Here is a 25,033-nt window from a genome sequence, read left to right as displayed (position 1 = left end):
CGCTAGGCCTCGCCGGCCTGCATGCGGCAAGAGGCCGTACGACATTTCGATTCGCATCTCGGTCAGATTGAACCCGGGCGGCAGGGACTTTGCGACCGACTTTGACCCATGTTGTTTAATCCTGGATGCCGTTCAAAATCATTGGGTTACCCGGGCCGATCGCGACCGACTTTATTTCCCATTTTCACTTGTCGGGCGTATTGACTGCCTCAGCAGATTTTGATGCAGCCCCCGAGACGCGCCAGCGGCCTCCGGCAATGGCATGGGACCCGGCCGGAAGCAGCAGCTTACGATTGACGCTACGCCAACAGCCATGCCAGCAAACCTGCAACGTGCTGCAGCGCCCGGTCTCTATCCCTGCGCCGATGCCAAGCGAGATGCAAAGGAAATCCGCTTACAGCAATCGGCGGCGGCAAAACAGCTAGGTCGCCGGCGGCAGGCACGACGCGCGAGGGCAACATCGCGATCATGTTCGAGCCGCGCAGCAAATCCGGGACCATGCCGAACGACGGCAGCACCACCCCGACGCGGCGCTTGCGCCCCATCCGTGCGAGCTGCGTGTCAAGCGGGCTGCGAGCCTCGCCTCGGCCGGAAACAAGAATGTGCGGGTAGGCAAGCCAGCGGTCGAGGTCGAAGTCCGGTAAGGCCGGGTGGCCGCGACGGAGCGCGATGACGTACTTTTCTTCCAGCAATTTCTTAGAATGGATGTCCTCATCCTCGCCGGGAAATACCGAAACTGCGATGTCGGTTGCTCCCCCGATGAGCGCGGCGCGAGCGGCCTCGGCGCCACGCCATGGCTGGATCACCAAGTCAATCCCAGGTGCGCTTTCGCCGAGGGCCCGCAGCAATCTGGGAATCACGAACACGGCCGGATAGTCAGCGATCGAAATGCGTAGCGACTGACGGACGTCGATAAGGGGCACCTCGGGCGGATCCACAAGATCGGCCACGTCTGACAAAAGGGACTTCAACGGTGCGCGCAGGCACTCCGCCTTGGGAGTCAGACGCATGGTTCCGCGCCCCCGTTCCAGCAACTCGTCGCCGAACAGATGCCGGCAACGTTGGAGCGCGGCGGACGCTGCGGGTTGGGACAAGCACAGGCGGTCAGCCGCTCGGCTGACGTGCGCCTCGTCCAGAAGCGCGTCGAGAATTACCAGCAGGTTCAGGTCAAGGGAACGCAAATTCATGAAACGGATAACTGAAAAGACGAACAATCAATTGGATTGATTCTATGGATACCGACATCATCGCTTCATTCCCACTTTGAAGACGGCGATGTCCAAAACCCTTCTGCTCCTTTTCCATCCTGACCTGACCCGCTCAAAGGCAAACACCGTTCTGTCCAAAGCCGCCGCCGCGTTGCCCGGCGTCGAGGTGGTCGACATGACTGCTGCCTACCCGGAAGGAATCGACCTTTTACGCGATGGCGAACACGAGGCGGCCCGATTGCTAGCCGCCGATCGGATCGTGCTGCAATTTCCAATCCAGTGGTACTCAACCCCAGCATCGCTGAAAGAGTGGCAGGACGCCGTTCTTACGCGGATGTTCTATCTCGCTTATGAGTCCGAGGGTCAGCGGCTTGAGGGCACTCCGCTGATGGTCGCGACCACTGCCGGCGCAGCGGCGGACGCCTACACACCAGAAGGGCGCAACCTGTTCGCGATGACGGACCTTTTAGCGCCATTGCGCGCCACTGCAAACCGCTGCGGACTGAAATGGTGCGAGCCCTTTGTTCTCTATCGAGCCGACCAGCTTTCCGCTGAAGAACATGAGGTGGCGGCGATTGGTTACGCCACGCATCTGGCTCGTTGGATCTCGAAGACGGCAGTACAGCCTCGCATCAGAACTGCTTGAGCAGAGTGGCGATCTCCGCGCCGAGACGATCCTCTGTCGTGACTCTGACGGGATAACCGAACGCTCTGCCCAGCGGGACCACTAACGCACGCAAGGGAAGGGCAATCACTTCACTCGATACGATCACAATGCTGCCCGCGCAGACGCGCTTCAACTGATCGCGATTGCTCTTAAACCAAAGGGCTAATCGCTTCCGGTCCCGACCATCGGCGTCGTGTTCCCGATCGGGCCTGTCGCGCGTCAGTAACAAGAAGGGTTCGCCCCGGCTTAACAATGCATTGAGTTCCGGCTCCCAATTGGACGGTCCACAAGAGGACATCCAGACCAAAGGGAATCGGCTGCTATCGATGTGCATAAGACGGCTCCGTTAAAGATCAGCGCTGTTGGCTGTTGGCCGCCAGCGCTGCCGCTATGTTTTGCCGCGCCCCGCTGATCAGCAGATCTAAGCCGACCGAAAAACGCCCGTCGAAGTCTTCCGAAAAAATTGCATCGCGGGCCACCCAGTTATTGGGGAATTTTTCTTTCGCCAGCTCGAAGAAAGCCTGCTTTCGTGATGCCAGATCAAGCATGCTGCCAGGTCCCAACGCCTGCTCTTCCATCACGAAGCCCAGCACGAAATAAGTCACGCTGAAGCTATACGTCGCGGCGAGTTGCGCACCTGCGCCTGACTGAACAAAGGCTGAGATCAAGGCTTCGCTTGTGCGAAGCACATTGTCGGTAACGACATACGTCCCCGCAAATACGCGAGCGCCATCACGGTGCTGCAGCAAGGCTCGACGAAGTTCTACTGCAATCCACCTGACTCGCTCATCCCACGACTGCCGTCTTGGAAGGTCACGCGCCACATCTTGAACCAAGGCGTCAGCCATACCGTCGATCAGCACTTGCTTGCTCTCGAAATGCCAATACAGCGAGGGCGCCTGTATCTGCAACGCCTGAGCCAGCTTGCGTAGAGTCAGTCCCTCAAGGCCCTCCCGGTCCAGCAGTGCAAGTGCGGCTTCAATGACCTTTTCTCGTTGGATTTTTGGTGCTTTCACGCCACGATTTCTCTGTAAAAAGTGCAACCTAACAGTGTTAGTGTATCATTAGGCTTTCCATCTAACGATGTTAGGTTAGAAATGAAGCATGTGTTGTTCATCAGTTTGATTGCGGGGTGTCTTGCGGGCTGCGCGGGAATGCAGGGTTTGGACACCGAGCCCCGGGCATCCATGACCGGCCCGGCAGACGTCGGAGCGACCGGCGAATCGACGGATGAATGGCCGCCCGTCCGTTGGTGGGAGCGCTACCAGGATCCGAACCTGAATAACCTTCTTGATCGGGCGCTGGAGCAAAGCCCGGATCTACGTCTGGCACAAGCTCGTATGGAACAAGCCGCAGCCATGGCAGAACAGGTAGGCGCGCAATCCTGGCCGAAGATCAATGCGAACGCCAGCACGGCGCGCAAACGATATGCCCAAGAATACGACGCAGGCCCGCCGCTCGCCGGCAACTATGGATCGGCGTTCACCTTGGGCGTTGAGGCTCAGTACACCTTTGACTTTTGGGGCGGTCAACGCGCCGCACTGCGAGCCGCGCTGGGGGAGGCCTCCGCTCGTAACGTCGAAATTCAGGCAGCGCGATTGATGCTGACCAGCCGCATAGTCCGAGCCTGGTTCGAACTCGCCCATTCAATATCCACGCTGGAACTGGCGAAAGAGGCCTTGGCGCTGCGTAGCCAGACGCTGCGAGTCGTCGACCGGCGGGTCCGGGCCGGTCTGGATACGGAGGTGCAATACCAGCAAGCCCAAGGTGATCTGCCTGCAACAGAAGGCGACATTCTCCGTCTGACAGAACAAATCGCGTTGCAACGCAATGCGCTCTCGGCATTGGCAGGGTTACCAATCGACGCTCTTTCAGAAGCAAAGCCGCGCACGACGTCAGTCGCGCAAAGCCCGCTGCCCGCATCGGTGCCGGCGGCGCTGATCGGTCATCGTCCCGATCTGGTGGCCGCCAGATGGAGGGTGGAAGCGGCTACCCAGGACGTGGAAGGTGCCAGAACAGAGTTCTATCCAAACATCAGTCTGCGGGCATTTGCTGGTTTCGCGCGACAAAGTCTGTCAGTGGGGCTGTCCGACTGGTTGAACGCAGGCAGTCGGACCTATGTTATCGAGCCCGCAATCACGTTGCCCATTTTTGACGCAGGTCGGCTACGTGCCCGGTACAAGGGGCGAGCAGCAGAGCTGGACGCGGCGATCGAAACCTACAACCAGACCTTGTTGAGCGCCGTGCGCGACGTGGCGGATCAGCTCGTCTCGCTTGAAGCGCTGGCGCCTCAATCCTCGGCCCAAGCGAGAACCCTGTCGGCGAGACAGACCGCATTCGATCTCGCCCAAAAGCAATATCAAGCCGGCTTGACGGATTACCTCACGGTGTTGAATGCGCAGAACGTCTTGCTGCGAGAGCGCGAACGGAAACTGGATTTGCAGACGCGCGCGCTAATCCTGGATGCGGAACTCAACCGCGCCCTGGGCGGTGGCTTTGACGCAGCCGACACCACGATTAACCTTGCACGAAAACAGCGATGAACACACAGGAAAACTTGAATCAAAGTAGAGCCTTGGCCCTCCGCGTCGCTCCTTGGCTGGGATGCGCCGCGATCATCGCCCTGGTGGTACTGGCAACGACCCAATGGCGTGATTGGACCAGCAGCAGAGCCGTGCAGACGACGCAGAATGCCTATGTGAAATCCGATTTTGCCGTCCTGAGCGCCAAGGTTTCAGGCTATATCGAGGCGCTGCCTGCCGGCGATTACCAATACGTAAAAGCAGGCGATCTGATTGCACAGATCGACGCAGGCGACTATGCGTTGGCCGTGATGGGAGCGGAGGCGGATCTCTCCAAGGCGCAAGCGACGCTGGACAACCTCGACGGCGAAATTGCACAGCAGCGCGCCCGCATGGCAGAGTCGCAGGCCAACGTCAGATCAGCAGAAGTCAGGATTCGCCAGCATCGTAACAATCCGGCACGCCAAGCCGACCTGGTTAAAGACGGCGCGCTCTCACGTCAGCTATACGAGAGCGCACAAGCAGATCTCGATTACGCGGTCAGCCAGCGCGATGCCGCCGTCGCCCAGGCAGACATGGCAAGCAGATCCCTCGAGGTGCTGCAAGGGCAGCGTGCGATTCGAACGGCGGGCGTCAGTGCGGCAATGGCCGCCGTACAAACCGCCAAGCGCAACTTCAGTTACACACGCATCGTCGCCCCCTTTGATGGCATGCTGAGCAAACGCCATGTGCAAGTGGGCAGCCTAGTGGGGAACGGCACGCAAATCGTGTCCATCGTGCCCGCGGCGAAGGCCTACGTCATTGCCAACTACAAGGAGACCCAACTCGCTCGCGTTGCGCCAGGGCAGCCTGTGCTGGTGACGGTTGATGGTCTGCCGGGCAGCACGTTTCGCGGCCGCGTCGGCGAGATTGCTCCCATGAGCGGAGCTGAATCAGCCCTGCTGCCTGCGGACAACGCGTCGGGAAACTTTACCAAGGTGGTACAGCGTATTCCGGTTCGCATCGAGTTGGACCCCCGACAGCAGGCGCTTGAACGACTGCGCCCTGGCATGTCGACCGAGGTCAATATCGACACCCGGGGCAAGGCCGTAGCACCCTATGCGGCACAGACCGTCCCATTGATGCAGCCGGTCGCCATCGCTGTGAACGAAGGGCGTTGATCATGCGAGTTTCCGGCCTCTGGTCCAATACGGTCCGTCCTCGGCCTTTGCTGACAGTGGCGGCCATTTTTCTCGGGGCGGTACTCACCACATTGCAGGGAAGACTGTTCTCGGCAGCATTGCCCGACTTACGCGGGCAGTTTGGCCTGGACGTGTTGGAAGCGGCGTGGCTGGGCACGGCGCTCAATGGTGCGCAACTTGTCACCATGCCGATCGTTCCCTGGCTTGCATCAGTTATCGGCCCAACTCGGGTGTTGGTTGGGCCCAGCCTGCTGCTTGGCCTAGTCGCCGGATTGATTCCCATATTCGCCCATCATTATCCCGTGCTGCTGGCGCTGCACGGTATTGGAGGACTGTGCCTGGGCATCTACTTGCCGCTGACCATTTCCTTGGCGCTGCGAAGCGTGCATCCGCGGTTCTGGCTGATCGTCATGGCTGCCTACAGCTTGCGGGTCTCCACCGGCATGGACGCAGGGTACGGCGTATCAGGTTTCCTGGTAGAGGAGATCAGTTGGCAGTGGGTGTATTGGCCGACGGTGCTTGTAGGTCCGGCAATCGCATTGCTGGCATGGAAGGCTATGCCATTGACACTAATCGAACACCAACAATTGCGCGAAGCCGACTGGGCTGGTATGGCCCTGTTCTGCACGGGGCTGGTGCTGCTATTCATCGGCATCGAACCCGCCGAGCGCATGGGTTGGAACGATTCCGGGCTGGTGATGTCCGCGCTGTTGGGTGGCGCCATTCTGTTGTGCGCGGCGGTGATACGCACTGCAATCCTTAAGGACACTTTTGCTGGCCTGGCTGCCTTCAGCAATCGAAACATCTGTATCTGCCTGGTGATCGCGTGCTTGTTCGGGGTGCTGATGACACCTACGTCGTTGTTGATTCCGACGTTCCTGTCTCAGATGGGAAGTTTGAAACCCATGCAGGCCAGCAGCGCCACGTGGATTGCCTTCGCCGCATATCTTTCTGCAACGCCTATTGCGATCTACCTCGGAAGACGTGCGGAACCTCGACTGCTCATGATATGTGGCCTGATTATTATTGCCCTCACGGCGTGGTCGGGTACGCATATCAGTCACGACTGGCGAGTAGACCAGTTCATCACGATGCTTATTCTGCAATCGCTGGGGGAAAGCATCATGTTGATTGGACTGATCGCCGCGTTTGTCACCAATCTGAATCCGCAACACGGCGTGGCACTGGGCGCTTATGTGTCCATCGCACGTGTGCTGATGCCCGTGGCGGCCGGAACAATCATGTCTGCGTGGCTGCGCATCGCCGGCGACATCAGCCGCGCGACGCTAAGCACCTACCTTCCCGCAGGAGACCCGCTAGTGATCGAGCGTGCGGCATCGGGCTTGGCGGGCGTTGCCCAAGTGCTCAACCGTGAATCTCAGGTGGCGGCGCAGATCAGCGGATACTATTTGGTCTTCTGGTGTAGTGTGCTCGGACTTGCCTTGGCAGTGCTGATCCGCTCGTCGCCACCGAATCCGATCGCCCCACCGTTAAAAACGGCGGACAGAGCATGAGGGCGGCATGTGCAGATGCAACTCGCATCTAGCCGGCACTGCACAGGTAGGGACTTCTGGCGCAGCGCTCCATCATCGCTTAAATTCGGTCGCCATCCCTTATAACTTCATAGCGGAAAACAAATGGAATATCTGCCCCAGTTGGTGACGCTGGCCAGCATCGTCCTTTTGGCGTGCGCCAGCCCTGGTCCGGACTTTGTAGCAGTGACGTCGCATGCGCTCCATAGCAGGCGATCCGGTGTATTCGTGGGCCTGGGTATTGCCTGCGCCGTCACGGCATGGGCCACGTTAGCCATCCTTGGCTTCGGATTGCTCATCAAGGAAATGTTCTGGCTCTATGAGCTCATTCGCATCGCGGGCGCGGTCTATCTGACTTACCTGGGCATTCGCATGCTGCTGGCGGCTTGGAGGCAAGCACCAACAGATGGTCTCGTCATCAAAACCGCCACCGCCACCGCCTGTCATTCATGGAAGCGCGGCTTGCTCGTGGGCATGACCAACCCGAAGACAGCGACCTTCTTTGCCACGCTCTTCGTGACCTTGCTGCCAGTCGGTGCGCCCGTTTGGTTCTACGTCACTGTCGTGGGCCTGGTTGGCACCATCACCGCCTTGTGGTTGAGCTTGCTGGCGGCCTTTTTCTCTGTGGGATGCGTGCGCTCGGTTTACGCCCGCATCCAACGGCCTATCGACGCTTTGATGGGTGCAGCGCTCGTAGGCCTTGGCGTTCGCATGGCGACCAGCCGTTGATACTGCCCGGCGTGGCCATCTGGATCACAGCGTGGCTACGACCTGGACCTCCACCAGAAACCCGGGCGCGAACAGCGTCTCGACACCTACGGCGACGCTCGCCGGAGGCGTTTCACCCGGTAACCTCGCGGCGGATATCGCCCCCATCAGGTCCCCCGCCTTTTCCGGCGTGTAGCCGACAAGGTAGATGGTCTCGTTGATCACGTTCGCGCGAGACGTACCCGCTTCCTTGAGCACAAGATCGACATTCTCGTAGGCAAGCTTGAACTGCTCGACGAGACTTCCGGGAACCAGATCCCCGTTTTCGTCCCACGCAAGCTGCCCGGACGCATAGACCAGCCCAGCCCGTTCAACCACGACGCCATGAGAGATGACCGAAGCCAACTTGGGCAGCTTCGCGGGGTTGATCGCTCGAATTTCACTTTTCATATCAAAACTCCATGTGAGGTTGGACAGACTGCGCCGCCGCGCGGCGATTCATCTCTTGTTGATGTTTATGACCTGGACCTGGGTGAACTCGTGCAAGCCCTCTTCTCCAAGTTCGACACCGAAGCCGGAGTGCTTTGCACCTGCCTGCGGGATATGAGGGGCCAGGTCGATGTGCTGATTGATCCAGACGGTACCTGCGATCAACTGCGAGGCCACCTTTTCCGCCCGTGTCAGATCGGAAGACCAAACAGAGGCGCCCAGTCCGTAGTCGCCTGCGTTCGCTCTGCGAATCGCATCATCCAGGTCACGGTATCGAAGCACTGGAAGAATCGGTCCGAACTGCTCCTCTTTCACCAATCGCATTCCGTCGTCTCGGTCGGCCGCGACTATGGTCGGTTGCACGTAGTAGCCGCCTCCTTCGGGTATGTCCCCACCAGCCACAATGCGCCCGCGTTCACGCGCGTCCGCCAGCAATCCTTTCACTCGCTCATACTGCATTCGGTTCTGTAGGGGACTCACACTGGAAGGCGAGTCCACACCATTTCCGACGACCGTGCTGGCGGCGACTCGCCCCAACGCGCGACACATGTCTTCGTACATGGCGTCTGGCACATACAGTCGCTTGAGTGCGATGCAGGCCTGACCACTATTGAAAAAAGCGCCGCGGTAAATGTCGTCTGCGATCGCGGAAGGATCAGCGTCATCAAGAACGATGCCAGGGTCGTTTCCGCCCAGTTCGAGCGTTACCCGCTTGAGCGATCGAGCGGCGTTGGCCATTACCTTCATGCCGGTGGCCGTGGATCCTGTGAACGAGACCTTCGCGACGTCCGGATGGCCGGTCAAGACGTCGCCCAGATCGTTTGCGTCACTTACGATATTAATCACGCCCGCCGGAACAACATCGGCGATCAGACTGGCAAGTCGCAATGTCGTCAACGGCGTGGTCGCCGCCGGTTTGATGATCACCGTATTGCCCGCGAGCAAAGCTGGTGGCACCTTGAAGGCCATGATCAACATCGGAAAGTTCCAAGGAACGATCACCGCCACCACGCCAAGCGGTCTGCGATGCAACTCCGCGCGACGCTGATCACTGTCCTCCAGGATGCGCGGAGCAAACGCCGCTTCGGCAATGTGACGAAAAAAGGCGGCGGCGCCACCGATCTCAAAAGACGCGTCCGCGAGCGGCTTTCCTTGCTCCAGGGTCAGCAAGTTGGCCAGCTCGGATTTGTTCGCGTCGATGATGTCGGCGATTCTGTGCAGCAGGATCCGGCGTTCGGCGATCGGTGTTTCGCTCCACCGAAGGAATGCCGTCTTCGCGGCGGCGACCGCAGCTTCGAACTGCGCGACCGATCCTCGCGGGCAGGTCGCGCCCACCTTCCCGGTCGCGGGATTCACCACATCCATGCGGCTATCGCCCGGTGATAGTTCCCCGCCAATCAACAGCTGGAAGTCGTTATCGGTGCTGAGCTGGACTGTTCGCTCGGGAGCGCCAAGAGGGAAGGTCGTCATGATGGTTCCTGGAAGCTGGAGAAGCACGATCGGTGATCAAGATCGTTGGGCAGGACCGCAAGCCCAGCCGAATCATCGATCCTCATATGCGAGGACGTGATGCGCGCTTCAAACGCGCGCCAATAGAACAACGCCTTCTACCGGTCAGGCATGCGTCGTACGCGGCGAATCGATGGCTCGCGCCCCCCGGGCGGTCTGGCCAAGAGTGGAAGCCAGCACCGTATCGAGTTCGCGGGCGAGCAGATGATGATGCTCTTGCCCGCTTGCCCATGCCACGTATCCGTCAGGCCGAATCAATGCGGCGGTCACGCCCGACCACGCGCTGTGCGCTCCGGATATTGATCCGCGGTGGAAGCGCCGTTGCGGATGGACGTTTCGTACATGTGCGGCTTGGACTGCCGAAGGCCCATCGTTGGCGGAAAGGTCGAGCAGAATGTACTGCCCACCACGCATCATGGAGAACAGACTCCCCTCCGCTCCGACGAATACAAGATCCGGGGCTCGCGTTCCCACCAATTGATGCCCTTCGTGAGACGAGTATTCCACATGCAACCCCGTCAAACGCTTGGTCAGCGAGACCTCGATCTCGGGACGTTCCTCCATCAGCGTAGTAAGGAAGGCTCGAAGTCCTTGATTCTCGACGGTGAAAGCGCTCATGAGTGCGGTTTGGGCTTGCGTGTGCTCCAGCAGGTCTCGCCCGACCGCGTGACGCTCCTCGTGGTAAGTATCGAGCAGGCCCTCCGGTGCCCAACCATGAATCGTTGCAGCCAGCTTCCAGCCCAAATTCATTGCATCCTGCACCCCCACATTCAAGCCGACGCCTCCCGCCGGAAAGTGCTGATGTGCAGCATCCCCGGCCAAGATCACTCGTCCTTTTCGATAGGTCGTCGCTTGGCGACTAGCATTGCTGTATCGCGACAGCCAGGTCGGCGAATGTAGTCCGAAGTCCGTTCCAAAAATTGCAATGGTATTGGCGCGCAACTCCTCGATGGAGAACTCTCCCGGCCAGTCCGTGCGCACATCATGGGGATTTATTCCGACGACGCGGTAGCGACCATCCGCCAGGCGAACTATCATCCCCGCACCGTTGAGACTCCACTCGGAAATGACAGGTTCTGACGGAGGATTGCGAAGCTCGACGTCTCCCAGCCAACCCAATACCGTGGACGCCGTTCCTGGAAAATCAATGCCGGCAGCGGCGCGTACCGTACTGCGCGTGCCATCACAACCCACGAGGTAGCTCGAGTCGACGGTGTACATGCCATTTGGTCCATGGATGGTGGAAATGATCGATTCCCCACTCTCTACGAACCCCATGAGGCACTGCCCTCGCCGGACCACAGCACCCAGCTCTATCGCACGTTGCTGCAACAGCGCGGTGGTACGTGCCTGAAAGATTGCAAGCGTGTAGGGATAAGGTGTATCGAGCGCGGAGAAGTCCAGCTTGCTATTCAACAGCGCGAAATGCCCCGTCGGAATTCGAGCGCCTTCCGCAAGGAGTTGCTCGTGCGCGCCCCGTGACGCCAGAATCTCGATCGTTCGAGGGTGGATCGTGAGTGCGCGAGAGTTCGGATCGATTTCCTCAGTCTGCTCGACGACCAACGTAGAGACGTTGGCGAGCCTGAGTTCACACGCCAGCCACATTCCGACCGGACCTCCGCCTGAGATCACAACTTGAAATTCCATAGCATGCCCTTTCAAAAGTCTCTGAGAGTTGGCGCGTGCTCACCGCGCTTCGAGTTCCAACAACGTAATGGCCATGACACAACCGATGAACGGTGGATCAACGGTTCGACAACGTTCCCGACTTTCCTACGCAGCCCAATAAGGCATCGAGCGCTGCATCCGCTGCGGTGCCTTGTGGTGTTTGATCAACCGGCAGCCGCCTCAGCTATGCAGTCGGGATCCGTTTTCAAGACTCGCCGAGCGAAGTACTGAAACGTCAAGTCGATGATCTCGGGCTTGAGCAGGAAATCGCGAGACTCGGCCGCCAACTCCGGCGGAATGTCACGAATCTGACCAATCGCCGAGGCACGCAGTTGCGCCTGGGCTGCCTGTTCCATCCAGATCGCGAGTACGGCCGCCTCTTCGACGCTGACCCCTGCCGTAAGAAGCCCATGATGTGCCAGTAAAATCGCCTTGTTTTTTGGACCCAGGGCGGCAGCGATAGCCTCGCCCTCACCATCGCTGATCGGCAATCCAGGCCATTCCGCCAAGTAGCTGCAGTTCTCATGAAAGGGGGTTGCGTCCATCTGCGCCACTTTCAACGGTTGCCCGGTCATCGCTAGCGCCGACACCGCAGGCGGATGGGTATGCACGATGCTGCGAACATCCGGGCGTGCGCGATAAACCCAAAGATGGAAGCGAATAGCTGGATTCGCAAGACTGCCGCCTTCCAACACGTTTAACTGATCATCGACGAGGATCAAATCGGACAAGGTCGCCTCATCGGCCCCCACCCCGAAACGCAAGGTCCAGTACGTGCCTTCGCGCTCTCCTTTGGTCGAGATTTGCCCAGCCAATCCCCCATACCAGTGGCCATGCGCGCCCAGCATCCGGCAAGCGAGAACCAGTCGTTCCCGTGCACTGTGCCGCGTTGGCGCCAGCTTCTCGGAAATTTCCATGTCGACACGTGCACGTGTCAGCAACTTTTCTTCCATAAATTCCTCTGCGTCCTGTCCAAACAATCTGGTCAACATGTTGACCACAAGTATGCTTTTTCTCTTATTGGTCAACACGTGGGACTTACCCTAAGATTGTGTCTTGATAGGAACCTGCTGGACATTTCAAGTACTCCGCCACACATTCAATGACCAACTCCCAGATCGAATCGACTCTTTCCGCCAGCAGTCTTCAACTAGGCGCCAGACTTCGCCAGCTTCGGCGAGCCAAGGGAATGACGGTTGACGGCCTCGCGCGGGCAATCGGCGTCAACAAGGCACACCTCTCGAGAGTTGAGAACAACGTCAAGACTCCATCCATCGCGATGCTGGCGCAGCTCGCTCATGAGCTGGGAACCACCATGGGGCGCTTACTTGGCGAAACGTTGGACGAATCGGAAATCAGGATTACGCGAGCCAAGGACTTGGAATCCACCGACGACTACAGCAGTTCTCATCGGTTTCTTCCGCTTTCGCACGGCAGTTCAGTGGGATCGTATGAGGCCTTCCTGTTCTATCCAGGAACGAATGCGGACGAAGTGGAGGGGAAGCACGAGGGCCAGGAAATGATTTTCGTGGTCGCGGGATCGATGGAGATCATCATTGGGACGCAATCGTTTCAGTTGCGGCGAGGCGATTGCGTTCAGTTTCCCGGATACCTTTCGCATCGGCTCCGGCGAATCGGTCGCGCTCAGGCAGCCGCGCTCCTTGTCTTGTCAAACGAATAGAAACGAATAGACTGGATGATCTGAAGCGTGAGCGCAGAGGTCAGGAAAGGCTGGCGGCTATCAGTCCCCACAGCGCCTGGGTCGCCGGTTTAGATTGCGACATCAAGCCGCGCGCCAGGCGCAATCATGCCGATCGCAGGCACTATTACTCTGGCGAGGGCGATCGCACCTCTGGCCCCCACGTCACGCCGCCATCGACAGCACTGTTGGGCATAGCCGGATGGGCTTGAGCGCGCGCTTCGCGGATGTTCCGTCCGGGAGGCTGACCGAACATTCGCGCGTATTCTCGCGTGAATTGAGGCACGCTCTCATAGCCGACTGCGTAAGCGGTGGTGCTAATCGCCGCCCCTTCCGCGAGCAGTCTCCGGCGCGCTTCTAGCAAGCGGAGCTGTTTCTGGAATTGCAGCGGCGTAAGCGTGGTAACTGTGCGAAAGTGCGTGTGAAACGCCGATAGGCTCATGCTGGCGGCCTTGGCAAGCGTCTCAACGGGCAAGGGCTCGGCAAATCTCTTCCGTAAGACGGCAATGGCTCGCGCAATCCTATTGGCATGACTGCCGTTGACTCCCAGTGCGCGAATGCTGCTGCCTTGTCGCCCGACCAGCAGCCAATAGTGCAGCTCACGCACAAGTTGACGACCCAATACGGCAATTGAGACCGGCCTGTCCAGCAATCGAAGCAGGCGCAATGCAACGTCAGCCACTTCAGTTTCGGTACGATCTACGCACGCGGCGTGGCCCAGCTTGGTCGACGCGGATCCAATCTCGTTAACCAGGTCCGCGATCACTCCGGCGTCCAGCTCCATGACCAGTGAGTAGTAAGGCGTGGCACTGCTGGCAGCGACTATCTGACTAACCGTGGGCACTTCCGCCGTGATCAGCAAGGACTCGCCCGCGCTGAATTCGAGAGTTTCCGTGCCCATGGTCACCCGCTTGCGGCCTTGCAAGACCAGGGCAACCAATGGTTTGGTGATGGCATATTGAAGCGCCGATGGAAACATCTCGCGCAGGATGACCACGCCATCGATGGGCGTCGCCGCGACGCCTTCGCGGTTCACATTCACATCGGCATAGCGTCGCGCCACGTGCAGCAATGCGTCCGCCACACCGGCATTCATGTATAGATCGGCAGCAGCGTCCACGATTAGGAAGATTGGGCAAGAGCGTTCATTGTCTTCGGGAGACGAGAATAGGCGAAATCGTAGAGAAACATGATGCCTATGATCTTCGATCCTCTACGACAAAACGATTAGGCAATGGGCCAACATGATCAGGCAATCCGATTAGTACGGCAATTCCTAAGATAAAAGCTCAACGATTCAGGAACTCTTTCATGACAACCATTTCTCTCGTTACTGGTGCAAGTCGTGGTCTAGGCCGCAACACCGCATTGAGCATCGCCCGCCAGGGTGGCGATGTGATAGTTACCTATCGCGTCGACCGGGCATCGGCGGATTCCGTGGTCGCCGAGATAGTGGCGCTCGGCCGCAAAGCCGTCGCGCTGCAATTAGACACCAGCCAGGTGGCCGCCTTCACCGGCTTTGTGGCAGCCTTGCGCGACGCTCTGAAAGAAAACTGGGGCCGCGACAGCTTCGATCACTTGGTCAACAATGCCGGGCATGGCGAAATGGCGGACTTTGAATCCACCACCGAGGCGCAGTTCGACACTCTCTTTAGCGTGCATGTAAAGGGAGTTTTTTTCCTGACCCAGGTACTGCTACCGTTACTTGCGGACGGCGGACGCATCGTCAATCTATCGTCTGGTCTGACCCGTGTGTCATTCCCGGGTTTTTCAGCCTATGCCGCCGCCAAGGGTGCCGTGGAAACGCTCACCGTTTATATGGCTAAGGAATTTGGGCGCCGAGGCATCACGGTTAACGCCGTTGCCCCGGGCGCCATCGAGACCGATTTCCTCGGGGGGGCCGTTCGCGACATTCCCGACTACAACGCGACCTTCGCCAACATGACTACGCTTGGCCGTGTAGGTATTCCCGACGACGTCGGTCCAATGATCGCCAGCCTGCTGGGGCCGGGCAACCGCTGGGTCAACGGTCAGCGCATCGAAGTCTCGGGGGGGCAGTCAATTTGAGTGAATAGGGGCGGATCCTGGCAAGGTCCCGCCATTGCCCAGCGCTGGCGAGATTCCAATCGGGTATTGCATCGCCCGCGCGCAGCCGGCTCCTTCGCTTAGCTCCCGCATTCACCGCCGCCTTCACCGCCGCCTTCACCGCCGACAACGTCTGAACCGGCAAAGTGTTTCGAGCGCCCTTAGTCTTGTTGAAGAATTGAAGGGCGAAGCGCTTCGTTGATTTCATCGGCACGACGCGGCCCCAGAGCCTGATGCACTTTCAGCCTCTGGAGCCTTTTTCATGTTTCGAGACTCCTGCAGTTGCGGGGCGAAGTGGAAAGGGAAGTTGTCGCGCCAGGCCTTTTCCGCGTCACCCAAGCCCGACCCGGATCTCGAGCAACAGGCGGAGGTAGCTCACCCGAACAACGCAACGATTGGGCACTGAATGACGAACGCTCTACCTGCCGTGGGTGTTGACCTAGCCGATATTGGGGGAACAGGCTTTCTGGACTGCGGAAGGCCCGCCGACAACGGGGGCTTTGCTCCCGAAAACCTCTGCAGTTGCTCAGGAATTCTGCTTGTGAAGCGCGCAGGCGTCTTTTACTGGCCACTGACGCATATCACTTGTAAGCCGCTTGCGCTCAAGCTCTGCAATGTCTAGTGCCACGTATGAAATAGTCTTTCCCAAAGTCTAGACAGTTGATTGAGGTAACCTCAACCCCGTCCCTGAGGCAGATAGACAGACAGGAACATCCGTGGACAAACGAATTTCGTTGGACGACATCTACTACTTTTCTGAAGTAGCGAAACGCGGCAATTTTTCGGCCACTTCTTTAGCACTGGACATTCCCACCGCCACGCTCTCAAGACGCATCACTGAATTGGAGGGTTTGCTCGGTTATGCGCTATTCCAACGCACGACACGGAAAGTGAGCCTGACTGCCCTCGGAAAAAGATATTTCGATGAATGCACCGGCCAACTGGAGGGGTTGCTCAACGCCAACGAGCGAATGCAGGCTTATCTACAGTCGCCAGACGGAAAACTGCGCGTATCGATGTTGCCTGGCCTAGCGCCAATGCTACCGGCCGTGGCGGCGGACTTGTCTCGACGGTTTCCACGATTGTCGTTCGAGTTCGACTTGAGCACAGCCGCGATGGAGTCCGAAATCAACGGCATGGACGTCTACATCAGAGGAGGAGCACCAGTTAATTCTTCGTTGATCCAAAAACCGCTATTGGACCTACGGCGCGTTCTTGTGGCATCTCCTGGGTATCTACGAACCAAGGGAGCCCTTTCAGAACCCGATGACCTTATTCATCATGACCATATAGCGGCACAAACGGACGAGTCCACGTGGGAGCTCAACCGAGAGGGTGACAAACGAATTGTTCAGCTCACTCCGAGATTCATAAGTAATAGCGCAATGTTGGGTTTGCAGCTTGCCGCGCAGGGACTCGGTGTCACCCAGGCGCCTGTTCAGCTAATAGGGGATACGCTTAAAGAACTCAACCTCGTTCGCGTATTGCCTGGTTGGGAGCTCCCGCGTGCAATGTTATATGCCCTGTTTGAGAGTCGGGTGCTATCCGCGCGAGCTATTGCATTCATCGACGTCTTCAAGGCACACCTTCACGCGCACATGGGTGCTTCGGAGGCGGTCTAAAGTGGCAGCCCTACTGGGTCGGATCCCAGAATCGGCTGAACATAGTGATCAGACGCCAACCAAGCTGGGCAGATGATCTACAGACGTATCTTCTCCTTCGCCGAACGTTTCCAGAGCGGACCACCATTTGCTGAACCTTAAAAAGTAAGGGCCGCATCCGCAGCCCTTACAGAAAACAGATTTTGTGAACCCTTCAGCGAAAATAGCAGGAGTTGACTGAAATTGTTGCGGTACCGACTTTATTCCTAAGTACCGACTTTATTCCTCGTTTTCATTTGGATAAGCGCTGCGCTACCGCATCACTCCACCGTCACGCTCTTAGCCAGGTTTCGCGGCTTATCCACATCCGTCCCCCGCGCGCATGCCGTGTGATACGACAGCAACTGCAGCGGCACCGTGTGCAGAATCGGCGACAGCTTGCCGTAGTGTTCCGGCATGCGGATCACGTGCATGCCTTCGGCGCTCTGGATCTTGCTATCGGCATCAGCAAAGACATACAACTCGCCGCCACGCGCACGCACTTCCTGCATGTTGGACTTCAGCTTTTCCAGCAGCTCGTCCTTGGGCGCGATGGTGACGACCGGCATGTGCTCGGTGACCAGCGCCAGCGGACCGTGCTTCAGTTCGCCGGCCGGGTAGGCTTCGGCGTGGATGTAGCTGATTTCCTTGAGCTTGAGCGCGCCTTCCAGCGCGATCGGGTAGTGCATGCCGCGGCCCAGGAACAGGGCGTTTTCCTTGGACGCGAAACGATCGGCCCAGGCCATGATCTGCGGTTCCAGCGCCAGCACCGAACCGATAGCGGACGGCAGGTGGCGCAGGGCCTTCAGATGCTCGGCTTCCTGCTCTTCCGTGAGCTTGCCGCGCGTTTGCGCCAGCGCCAGCGTCAAGAGGAACAGCGCAGTGAGCTGGGTGGTGAAGGCCTTGGTCGAGGCCACGCCGATTTCGACGCCGGCGCGCGTGATGTACGACAGCTTGCACTCGCGCACCATGGCGCTGGTGGACACGTTGCAGATGGTCAGCGTGTTTTCCATGCCCAGCGAGCGGGCGTGCTTCAGCGCGGCCAGCGTGTCGGCGGTTTCGCCGGACTGCGAGATCGTCACGACCAGCGAGCGCGGGTTCGGCACGCTGTCGCGGTAGCGGTATTCGCTGGCGATTTCGACGTTGACCGGGATCTTGGCGATGGATTCGATCCAGTACTTGGCTGTCAGGCCGGCGTAGTAGCTGGTGCCGCAGGCCAGGATCAGCAGGGAATCGACTTCCTTGAAGATCTTGTAGGCCTCGTCGCCAAAGAGTTCGGGCGTGATGGACTCGATGTCCTGCAGGGTGTCGCCAACCGCGCGCGGCTGCTCGAAGATTTCCTTCTGCATGTAGTGGCGGTAGGGACCCAGCTCGGCGGCGCCGGTGTGGACGTGCACGGTGTGCACTTCACGGTCGACGTTCCTGCCGGCGGCATCCACAATCCAGACGCGCGAGAGCTGCAGGTCAACGACGTCGCCGTCTTCCAGGTAGATGATCTGGTCGGTCGTGCCGGCCAACGCCAGCGCGTCGGACGCAAGGAAGTTCTCGTTCTGGCCCACGCCCACCACCAGCGGCGAGCCTTGGCGCGCGCCGACCACACGGTGCGGTTCATCGCGGCAGAACACGGCGATCGCATAGGCGCCATGCAGGCGGCGAACGGCGTTCTGCACCGTTTCGAAGAGGTCGCCCGAATACAGGTGGTTCACCAGGTGTGCGATGACCTCGGTGTCGGTCTGGCTTTCGAAGACGTAGCCGACGGCTTGCAGCTCGGCGCGCAGTTCGTCGTGGTTTTCAATGATGCCGTTGTGAACGAGCGCGATGCGCGGCTCGTCGTTGCCCAAACGCGAGAAGTGCGGGTGGGCGTTGTGCGTGGCGGGCACGCCATGCGTTGCCCAACGGGTGTGGGCGATACCGGTGAAGCCTTGGATCTTGTCCTGCGCAACCTGGTCGGCCAGCTCGGCCACGCGCTGCGTGCTGCGCGTGCGGCGCAGATGGCCGTCGGCGTAGACAGCGACGCCGCAGGAGTCATAGCCGCGGTATTCCAGGCGCTTCAGGCCTTCAACGAGGATCGGGGTGATGTCGCGCTGGGCGACGGCGCCAACAATGCCGCACATAGGAGTGACTCCGGGTAAGTTCAGTACCGACGCATTGTGCGCGACCCTTAAAGAAATTTGATTTCTTTATGTGCGTCAATTTGGCAGTTAATTCCCTTACATAAATGTGATTAAATTATCTTTCGTCAAGATCGACATTCTGAATTAATCATGCAAAACACGTCCATTCCCCTGCCTGAACTGGATGATCTGGACCGGCGCATTCTTGAACAGTTACAAGAAGACAGTTCGCTGACCAACCAGGATCTGGCCGCGCGGGTGCACGCCTCGCCCCCGACCTGCCTGCGGCGGGTGCGGCGATTGGTGGAAGAAGGGGTGATCGACCGGCAGGTGGCCATCCTGTCGGCCGAGAAGCTGGGTAGCACGCTGACGGCGATTGTGGAGATCACGCTTGACGTGCAGGCGGCTGAAAGCCTGGACGCGTTCGAGCAAAGCATGCTGACGGAGCCGGCGGTGCTGCAGTGCTACCGCGTATCGCCCGGTCCGGATTTTGTGGTGATCGCGCAGGTGAAGGACATGCCGGCGTATCACGCGCTGGTGCACCGCGCCTTCACCGCGCAGGCCAACGTGCGCAACGTGCGCACGTTTTTCTCGGTGCATCGCGCCAAGTTCGAGACGCGGATTGATGTGCGGGGGTGAAGTGCCGGCATGAGGTGCGGCTATCGAACAGCCGCAGAGAAACGCGGCAGATGAAGCGGCCTACTTCCGCCCCACCAGCCGCTCAAACTGCGCCAGATACCGGTTCCCCATCTTCTGCACGTCGTGCTCATTGCGCACGTACTCATACGCGCGTTCGGTGACCTCGTGCCGGAACGCCGCATCATCCAGGCAGCGCGCCATGCCGGCCGCCATGGCCTGATGATCGCCCACGGCACATAGCACGCCGCGGCCGTCGGCCAGGCTTTCCTTCAAGCCGCCGGCGTCGGTGGAAACAACGGGCACACGTTGCAGGAAGGCGTCGAGCACACTGCTGCCCAGCGCTTCTTCCTCGGAGCTCATGACGAAGACGTCGAGAATGCTGTAGAAGTCTTCCACGCCCTTGCGAAAGCCGGCAAAGCGGTAGACGTCTTCGATGCCGAGCTTGCGGGCCTCGTCCTTGGCCTGCTGTTCGCGGTCGCCGCCGGCGCCGAAGTGCAGGAAGACGAAGTCGCGGCGCGTCTTGGCCAGTTCGCCGACGGCGCGCACCAGCGTAACGGGGTCCTTGTCGCGGATGAGGGCGGCGGAGGTCGCCATGACCTTCTTGCCCTCAAGGTCGAACTCGCGCACCAGGTTGGCGACGTTCTCGGTGTTGATCTGATGCGGTTCGACGGCGCTGCGGATGATGACGGGCTCGATGCCCAGTCGGCGCGGCTCGCCGGCGGCCATCTCGCTGATCGCCACAAACAGATCCGTGTGGCGCCACTTGTATCCGGTCTTCCATTCGTCGCCCGGCTTGACGACGAACGACGTGCGGCGCGAGAACACCACGGGCCGGCGATGCAGCCATTTGGTCAGCACGGCCCACGTGATGGTGTTGGCGGTCTGCGCGTGGATGATGTCGTAGCGGCCGGCGCCGGCCAGAAACGCGAGCTGTCCGGGCACGTTGCGCACGGTGTGGGCGACGAATCCTTCCTGGCGGGCGCGCTCGGCCAGCGGCGCGCCTTCGCGGCACATCACTTCGACGTCATGCCCGGCCTTGCGGAACGCGCGCATGCAATACAGCGTCTGGCGCTCGCCGCCGCGCCAGCCTTTCTCGAAGTTCAGCTGCAGGATCTTCATGCGCGGCCGATGCCTGAATACTCGAAGCCCAGGCCGCGCACGTCGGCCGGCGTGTACAGGTTGCGGCCGTCGATGATGAGCGGCGTCTTGAGCAGGGCCTTGACGCGATCGAAGTCGGGCGCGCGGAAGACCTTCCATTCGGTGGCGATGAGCAGAGCGTCCGCGCCGTCCAGCGCGTCGTACATGTCGGTGGCGAAGCTGACGCCCTGATGGCCAGCCAGCGCGCGGCCGGCTTCGTGCATGGCCACCGGATCGTAGGCGCGCACCTCGGCGCCGCGGCGCGTGAGTTCGGCGATGACGGTCAGGCTGGGCGCTTCGCGCATGTCGTCGGTGTTGGGCTTGAAGGACAGGCCCCACAACGCAATCTTGCGGCCGCGCAGGTCTTCGCCGAAGCGCTCGATCAGTTTCTCGGACAGGCGGAATTTCTGCGCGTGGTTCGCGGCTTCGGCGGCTTCGATGACGCGCATCGGCAGGCCGTGCTCGGACGCCGTGTTGACCAGCGCCTGCACGTCCTTCGGAAAGCACGAGCCGCCGTAGCCCGCGCCGGGATACAGGAAGTGATAGCCGATGCGCGGATCGGCGCCGATGCCGCGGCGCACCTGTTCGACGTCGGCGCCCAGGACTTCGGCCAGGTTCGCCATCTCGTTCATGAACGAGATGCGCGTGGCCAGCATGGCGTTGGCGGCGTATTTGGTCAGTTCGGCGGAGCGCACGTCCATCACCATCAGGCGGTCGTGCGTGCGCTGGAAGGGCTCGTAGATGCGGCGCATGACGCCGATCGTGTAGTCGTCGTCGGCGCCGACGATGACGCGGTCGGGGCTCATGAAGTCGTTGATGGCCGCGCCTTCCTTCAGGAATTCCGGATTGGACGCCACCGTGAACGGCAGGTCGACGCCGCGCTCGGCCAGTTCCTTGGCGACCACGGCGCGCACCTTGTCGGCCGTGCCGACGGGCACCGTGGACTTGTCCACGATCAGCTTGCGCGAGGTCATGTGGCGGGCGATATTCTGCGCGGCGGCCAGCACGTACTTGAGGTCCGCGGAACCGTCTTCGCCGGGCGGCGTGCCCACGGCGATGAACTGGACGTCGCCAAACGCCACGCTCTGGGCGACGTCATCGGTGAAATGCAGCCGGCCGGCCTGCACGTTGCGGCGCACCAGGTCTTCGAGGCCCGGCTCGTAAATGGGAATGCCGCCCTGGCGCAGCAGCGCGATCTTGGCCGCGTCCACGTCCAGGCACATGACATCGTTGCCCATGTCGGCCAGGCACGCTCCCGACACCAATCCTACGTAACCGGTACCCACGACCGTGATTTTCATGCCTGTGCGCCTTCAAATAGGTAATCTTTGCGCCCGGAAAGTGAAACCGGGCGCCGGCCGCCATTATAGAAGCGGCCCGCGCCCGGGGGTCCGAGCGGGCTCAAGCCGGCGCCAGCGGCTGCTAAGTCCGCAGCTTGTTGAAGCGGACGGTGTTGACCACCACGGCCAGCGCCGCGCACACCGTGCCCAGCACAAGCGCCAGTCCCGGCCCGTGGGCCGCGCTGACACTGAAGGCAATGGCCACCAGCGCGGTGCCGAAGCTCTGCCCGAAGACCCGGGTGGTGGCCTGCAAGCCGCCCGCCGCGCCGCTGCGCAGCCGGGGCGCGGCAGAGAGCAGCGCGCGGTTGTTCGGCGTCTGGAAGAAACCGAAGCCCACGCCGGCCACGAACATGCCGGCGATGACCGGCCAGTTCGACACCGTGGACGGCAGGAGCGCCAGCCACAGCATGCCCGCGACCATCGTGGCCGCGCCAATGCCACTGAGTGTGGCGGCGGAATAGCGGTCGGACAGGCGTCCGGCCAGCGGCGCGATGATGGCCGTGCCGACCGGCCACGCCCCCATCAGCATGCCCACTTCCAGATACGGCCGGCCGAGCACCTGCTGGAAGTAGAACGGCAGCGACACATACGAGGCCATCTGCGCGGCGAAGGTGCACGCCGACGCGCCCACCGCGAACGCCAGCGGCCGGATGCGCAGCAGGTCCACCGGCACCAGCGGAGCGGTCTGCTGGCTGGCGCGGCGCACCAGCACAATACCCGCCACCGCTGAAATCGCGACCAGACCGATGCCGCGCAGCAGGTCCTCGCCCATCATGTCCACGCCGGAGATGAACACGCCCAGCGTCGCCATGCAGAGCAGCGCGCTGATCCAGTCCAGCTTCACATCGTTGCGCGGCACTTCGGGCAGATGACGCAGGCCGAACATGGCAAGCGCGCAGATCGGCAGGTTGACGGCAAAGATCCACGGCCACGGCGCGACGGACAGAATCGCCGAGCCGATGGTGGGGCCCAGGACCGACATCACCGCCACCGTGGTGGCGTTGATGCTGATGCCCCGCCCCAGCATCTTGAGCGGATAGATGTTGCGCACCAGCCCGCCGAACATGCACATGAGCGTGGCGGCGCCCAGCCCCTGGAACACGCGCGCGGCGGTCAATTGCCACAGCGTGCCGGCCAGCGCGCAGCCCAGCGAGGCCAGCGTGAACAGCACCAGTCCGAACGTGAACATGCGGCGAAAGCCGATGCGCTCGGCCAGCGCGGACAGCGGCAAGAGCGCCATCACGACGGCCAGGTTATAGGCGTTGACGATCCACACCGCCTGCGCGGGCAGCGCGTTCAGATCCTTGGCGATCGTGGGCAGCGCCACGTTGGCGATGGTGGTGTCCAGCACCGACAGGCTGATGCCCGTCATCACGGTGGCCGCCGCCCAGTACCGGCGCGGCGCCGGCAGGCCGTCGGGCGGCGCGGGCTTGGCCCCGCCGCCCGCGGCCGCTTCCTGTTCCTGCGTCACGACTTCTTGACCGGGCGCTGCCATCCGTCGACGGTGACCTGCTTGGGACGCGACACCGTCAGCTTGTCGGCCGGTGCGTCGCGCGTGAGGGTGGTGCCGGCGCCCAGCGTGGCGCCGCGGCCCACGCGCACGGGCGCGACGAGCTGCGTGTCAGAGCCGATGAAAGCGTCGTCTTCGATGACGGTGCGGTGCTTGTTCACGCCGTCGTAGTTGCAGGTGATGGTGCCCGCGCCCACGTTCACGCGCGCGCCGATGTCCGCATCGCCGATGTAGGCAAGATGGTTCGCCTTGCTGTCGGCGCCCAGCACGCTTTTCTTGATCTCGACAAAGTTGCCGACGTGGCTGCGGTCGCCCAGTTCGGCGCCGGGACGCAGGCGGGCGTAGGGACCCACGCGCGCATCGCGGCCGACTTCGGCCTGCTGCAGGTGGCTGAAGGCTTCGATCTGCGTGCCCGCACCGACGCTGACATCACGCAGCACGCAATGCGGGCCCACGCGCACGCCGTCGGCCAGCGAGACCTGGCCTTCGAACACGCAGCCCACGTCGATGAACACGTCGCGGCCGCAGGTGAGCGTGCCACGCACGTCAAAGCGCGCCGGGTCGGCCAGCGTGACGCCGGCTTCCAGCTGGCGGCGGGCCTGCTCGGCCTGCCAGCGGCGCTCCAGTTCGGCCTGCTGCACACGGCTGTTCACGCCCAGCGTTTCCCAGCCGGCGCCCGGCTGGGCCGCCCCCACGGGCACGTCGTCGACCACGGCCAGCCCGACCACGTCGGTCAGGTAGTACTCGCCCTGGGCGTTGTTGTTGTCGATGCGGGTCAGCCAGTTCTTCAGCTTCGCGGTGGGCGCGCTGAGAATGCCGGTGTTCACTTCCTTGATCTCGCGCTCGGCGTCGGACGCGTCCTTGTGTTCGACGATGCGGCACACGTTGCCGTTGGCATCGCGCACGATGCGGCCGTAGCCGGTGGAATCGGCCAGCACTTCGGTCAGCACGGCGGCGCCCTGGCCGCGCGCGTCCAGCAAACGCTGCAGCGTTTCGGGCTGCACCAGCGGCACGTCGCCATACAGCACCAGCGTGACGTCGTCCTTGCCGTCGCCTTCCAGCAGCAGCGGCACGGCCTGTTGCACGGCGTGACCCGTGCCCTGTTGCGGTTGCTGCAGCACGAAGTGCAGGTCCGGCTGGCCTTCAAACGCCTGCTTGACGCGTTCAGCGCCATGGCCGACCACCACGATGATGCGCGCGGGCTTCAGTTGGCGCGCGCTGTCCAGCACGTGCGACAGCATGGGTTTGCCGGCCAGCGTGTGCAGCACTTTGGGAAGGTCGGACTGCATGCGTTTACCCAGTCCGGCGGCAAGAATCACAACATTAAGCATAGGTTCCAGTAGGTTGAGAGACGGGCGGAGGGCCTTGCGGCCTACCGCGTGTCG

22 protein-coding genes are annotated in these 25,033 nt (G+C 60.9%); 9 read left to right on the top strand and 13 right to left on the bottom strand.

What is annotated here, in order from left to right:
• Positions 1-299 precede the first annotated feature (299 nt).
• Positions 300-1,187: a LysR family transcriptional regulator gene (locus B3098_RS13715; RefSeq protein WP_286897025.1), complete on the bottom strand. Its 888-nt coding sequence runs from the start codon at positions 1,185-1,187 to the stop codon at positions 300-302.
• 88 nt (positions 1,188-1,275) lie between these two features.
• Here B3098_RS13715 and B3098_RS13710 point away from each other — a divergent pair, with 88 nt between their 5' ends.
• Positions 1,276-1,854: an NAD(P)H-dependent oxidoreductase gene (locus B3098_RS13710; protein WP_286897023.1), complete on the top strand. Its 579-nt coding sequence runs from the start codon at positions 1,276-1,278 to the stop codon at positions 1,852-1,854.
• On the opposite strand, the gene B3098_RS13705 is transcribed toward B3098_RS13710, so the two are convergent.
• On the bottom strand, positions 1,841-2,209 hold the full coding sequence (locus B3098_RS13705) for a hypothetical protein (RefSeq protein ID WP_286897021.1): 369 nt from the start codon (positions 2,207-2,209) through the stop codon (positions 1,841-1,843). The two genes, B3098_RS13710 and B3098_RS13705, sit on opposite strands and share 14 nt — an antisense overlap.
• Positions 2,210-2,228: 19 nt before the next feature.
• Positions 2,229-2,891: a TetR/AcrR family transcriptional regulator C-terminal domain-containing protein gene (locus tag B3098_RS13700; RefSeq protein ID WP_286897018.1), complete on the bottom strand. Its 663-nt coding sequence runs from the start codon at positions 2,889-2,891 to the stop codon at positions 2,229-2,231.
• An 81-nt stretch (positions 2,892-2,972) separates the two neighbouring features.
• On the opposite strand from B3098_RS13700, the gene B3098_RS13695 reads away from it, so the two are divergent.
• The 4 genes from B3098_RS13695 (at position 2,973) to B3098_RS13680 (ending at position 7,839) form a co-directional block, all read left to right on the top strand.
• A complete protein-coding gene (locus tag B3098_RS13695; protein ID WP_286897017.1) occupies positions 2,973-4,418 on the top strand; it encodes an efflux transporter outer membrane subunit in 1,446 nt (481 codons plus the stop codon).
• Positions 4,415-5,557 carry an HlyD family secretion protein gene (locus B3098_RS13690; RefSeq protein WP_286897015.1) on the top strand — a complete coding sequence of 381 codons (1,143 nt, stop codon included), beginning with the start codon at positions 4,415-4,417 and terminating at the stop codon, positions 5,555-5,557. The genes B3098_RS13695 and B3098_RS13690 overlap by 4 nt, the downstream gene beginning before the upstream one ends.
• Positions 5,558-5,559: 2 nt before the next feature.
• A complete protein-coding gene (locus B3098_RS13685) occupies positions 5,560-7,092 on the top strand; it encodes an MFS transporter (RefSeq protein WP_286897012.1) in 1,533 nt (510 codons plus the stop codon).
• Between the two features lie 123 nt (positions 7,093-7,215).
• Positions 7,216-7,839: a LysE family translocator gene (locus B3098_RS13680; RefSeq protein ID WP_286897010.1), complete on the top strand. Its 624-nt coding sequence runs from the start codon at positions 7,216-7,218 to the stop codon at positions 7,837-7,839.
• 24 nt (positions 7,840-7,863) lie between these two features.
• Here the strand turns inward: B3098_RS13680 and B3098_RS13675 are convergent, their stop codons facing one another.
• The 4 genes from B3098_RS13675 to B3098_RS13660 form a co-directional block, all read right to left on the bottom strand.
• Positions 7,864-8,268 (bottom strand): RidA family protein, encoded by a 405-nt coding sequence (locus B3098_RS13675; RefSeq protein ID WP_286897007.1) that lies wholly within the window; start codon positions 8,266-8,268, stop codon positions 7,864-7,866.
• A 48-nt stretch (positions 8,269-8,316) separates the two neighbouring features.
• The gene (locus B3098_RS13670) at positions 8,317-9,777 is read right to left on the bottom strand and encodes an aldehyde dehydrogenase family protein (protein WP_286897004.1); all 1,461 of its coding nucleotides are present in this window, start codon (positions 9,775-9,777) and stop codon (positions 8,317-8,319) included.
• Between the two features lie 144 nt (positions 9,778-9,921).
• Positions 9,922-11,463: an FAD-dependent monooxygenase gene (locus B3098_RS13665; protein ID WP_286897001.1), complete on the bottom strand. Its 1,542-nt coding sequence runs from the start codon at positions 11,461-11,463 to the stop codon at positions 9,922-9,924.
• Between the two features lie 185 nt (positions 11,464-11,648).
• Positions 11,649-12,437: an aldolase gene (locus B3098_RS13660; RefSeq protein WP_349677756.1), complete on the bottom strand. Its 789-nt coding sequence runs from the start codon at positions 12,435-12,437 to the stop codon at positions 11,649-11,651.
• A gap of 149 nt (positions 12,438-12,586) precedes the next feature.
• Here B3098_RS13660 and B3098_RS13655 point away from each other — a divergent pair, with 149 nt between their 5' ends.
• Positions 12,587-13,165: a helix-turn-helix domain-containing protein gene (locus B3098_RS13655; protein WP_286896997.1), complete on the top strand. Its 579-nt coding sequence runs from the start codon at positions 12,587-12,589 to the stop codon at positions 13,163-13,165.
• A gap of 145 nt (positions 13,166-13,310) precedes the next feature.
• Here the strand turns inward: B3098_RS13655 and B3098_RS13650 are convergent, their stop codons facing one another.
• On the bottom strand, positions 13,311-14,279 hold the full coding sequence (locus B3098_RS13650) for an AraC family transcriptional regulator (RefSeq protein WP_286896994.1): 969 nt from the start codon (positions 14,277-14,279) through the stop codon (positions 13,311-13,313).
• Positions 14,280-14,494: 215 nt separating this feature from the next.
• Between B3098_RS13650 and B3098_RS13645 the strand changes: the two genes are divergently transcribed.
• The gene (locus B3098_RS13645; protein ID WP_286896991.1) at positions 14,495-15,250 is read left to right on the top strand and encodes an SDR family NAD(P)-dependent oxidoreductase; all 756 of its coding nucleotides are present in this window, start codon (positions 14,495-14,497) and stop codon (positions 15,248-15,250) included.
• A gap of 734 nt (positions 15,251-15,984) precedes the next feature.
• A complete protein-coding gene (locus B3098_RS13640) occupies positions 15,985-16,890 on the top strand; it encodes a LysR family transcriptional regulator (RefSeq protein ID WP_286896988.1) in 906 nt (301 codons plus the stop codon).
• Positions 16,891-17,189: 299 nt separating this feature from the next.
• On the opposite strand, the gene glmS is transcribed toward B3098_RS13640, so the two are convergent.
• Positions 17,190-19,022, bottom strand: coding sequence for a glutamine--fructose-6-phosphate transaminase (isomerizing) (glmS, locus tag B3098_RS13635; protein ID WP_286896984.1), 1,833 nt, complete (start codon positions 19,020-19,022; stop codon positions 17,190-17,192).
• A gap of 150 nt (positions 19,023-19,172) precedes the next feature.
• Here glmS and B3098_RS13630 point away from each other — a divergent pair, with 150 nt between their 5' ends.
• On the top strand, positions 19,173-19,661 hold the full coding sequence (locus B3098_RS13630; protein WP_175123873.1) for an Lrp/AsnC family transcriptional regulator: 489 nt from the start codon (positions 19,173-19,175) through the stop codon (positions 19,659-19,661).
• Between the two features lie 60 nt (positions 19,662-19,721).
• On the opposite strand, the gene B3098_RS13625 is transcribed toward B3098_RS13630, so the two are convergent.
• The 4 genes from B3098_RS13625 to glmU all read right to left on the bottom strand — a co-directional run bounded on the left by B3098_RS13625 (position 19,722) and on the right by glmU (position 24,979).
• On the bottom strand, positions 19,722-20,780 hold the full coding sequence (locus B3098_RS13625; protein ID WP_175123874.1) for a glycosyltransferase family 4 protein: 1,059 nt from the start codon (positions 20,778-20,780) through the stop codon (positions 19,722-19,724).
• On the bottom strand, positions 20,777-22,099 hold the full coding sequence (locus tag B3098_RS13620; RefSeq protein ID WP_286896979.1) for a UDP-glucose dehydrogenase family protein: 1,323 nt from the start codon (positions 22,097-22,099) through the stop codon (positions 20,777-20,779). The genes B3098_RS13625 and B3098_RS13620 overlap by 4 nt, the downstream gene beginning before the upstream one ends.
• 121 nt (positions 22,100-22,220) lie before the next feature.
• A complete protein-coding gene (locus tag B3098_RS13615; RefSeq protein ID WP_175123876.1) occupies positions 22,221-23,633 on the bottom strand; it encodes an MFS transporter in 1,413 nt (470 codons plus the stop codon).
• The gene (glmU, locus tag B3098_RS13610; RefSeq protein WP_175137078.1) at positions 23,606-24,979 is read right to left on the bottom strand and encodes a bifunctional UDP-N-acetylglucosamine diphosphorylase/glucosamine-1-phosphate N-acetyltransferase GlmU; all 1,374 of its coding nucleotides are present in this window, start codon (positions 24,977-24,979) and stop codon (positions 23,606-23,608) included. The genes B3098_RS13615 and glmU overlap by 28 nt, the downstream gene beginning before the upstream one ends.
• Between the last annotated feature and the right edge of the window lie 54 nt (positions 24,980-25,033).

This window comes from Achromobacter sp. UBA2119 (assembly GCF_002331005.1).
Taxonomy (GTDB): domain Bacteria; phylum Pseudomonadota; class Gammaproteobacteria; order Burkholderiales; family Burkholderiaceae_B; genus Achromobacter; species Achromobacter animicus.
This window is presented reverse-complemented; position numbering and strand designations above follow the sequence as displayed.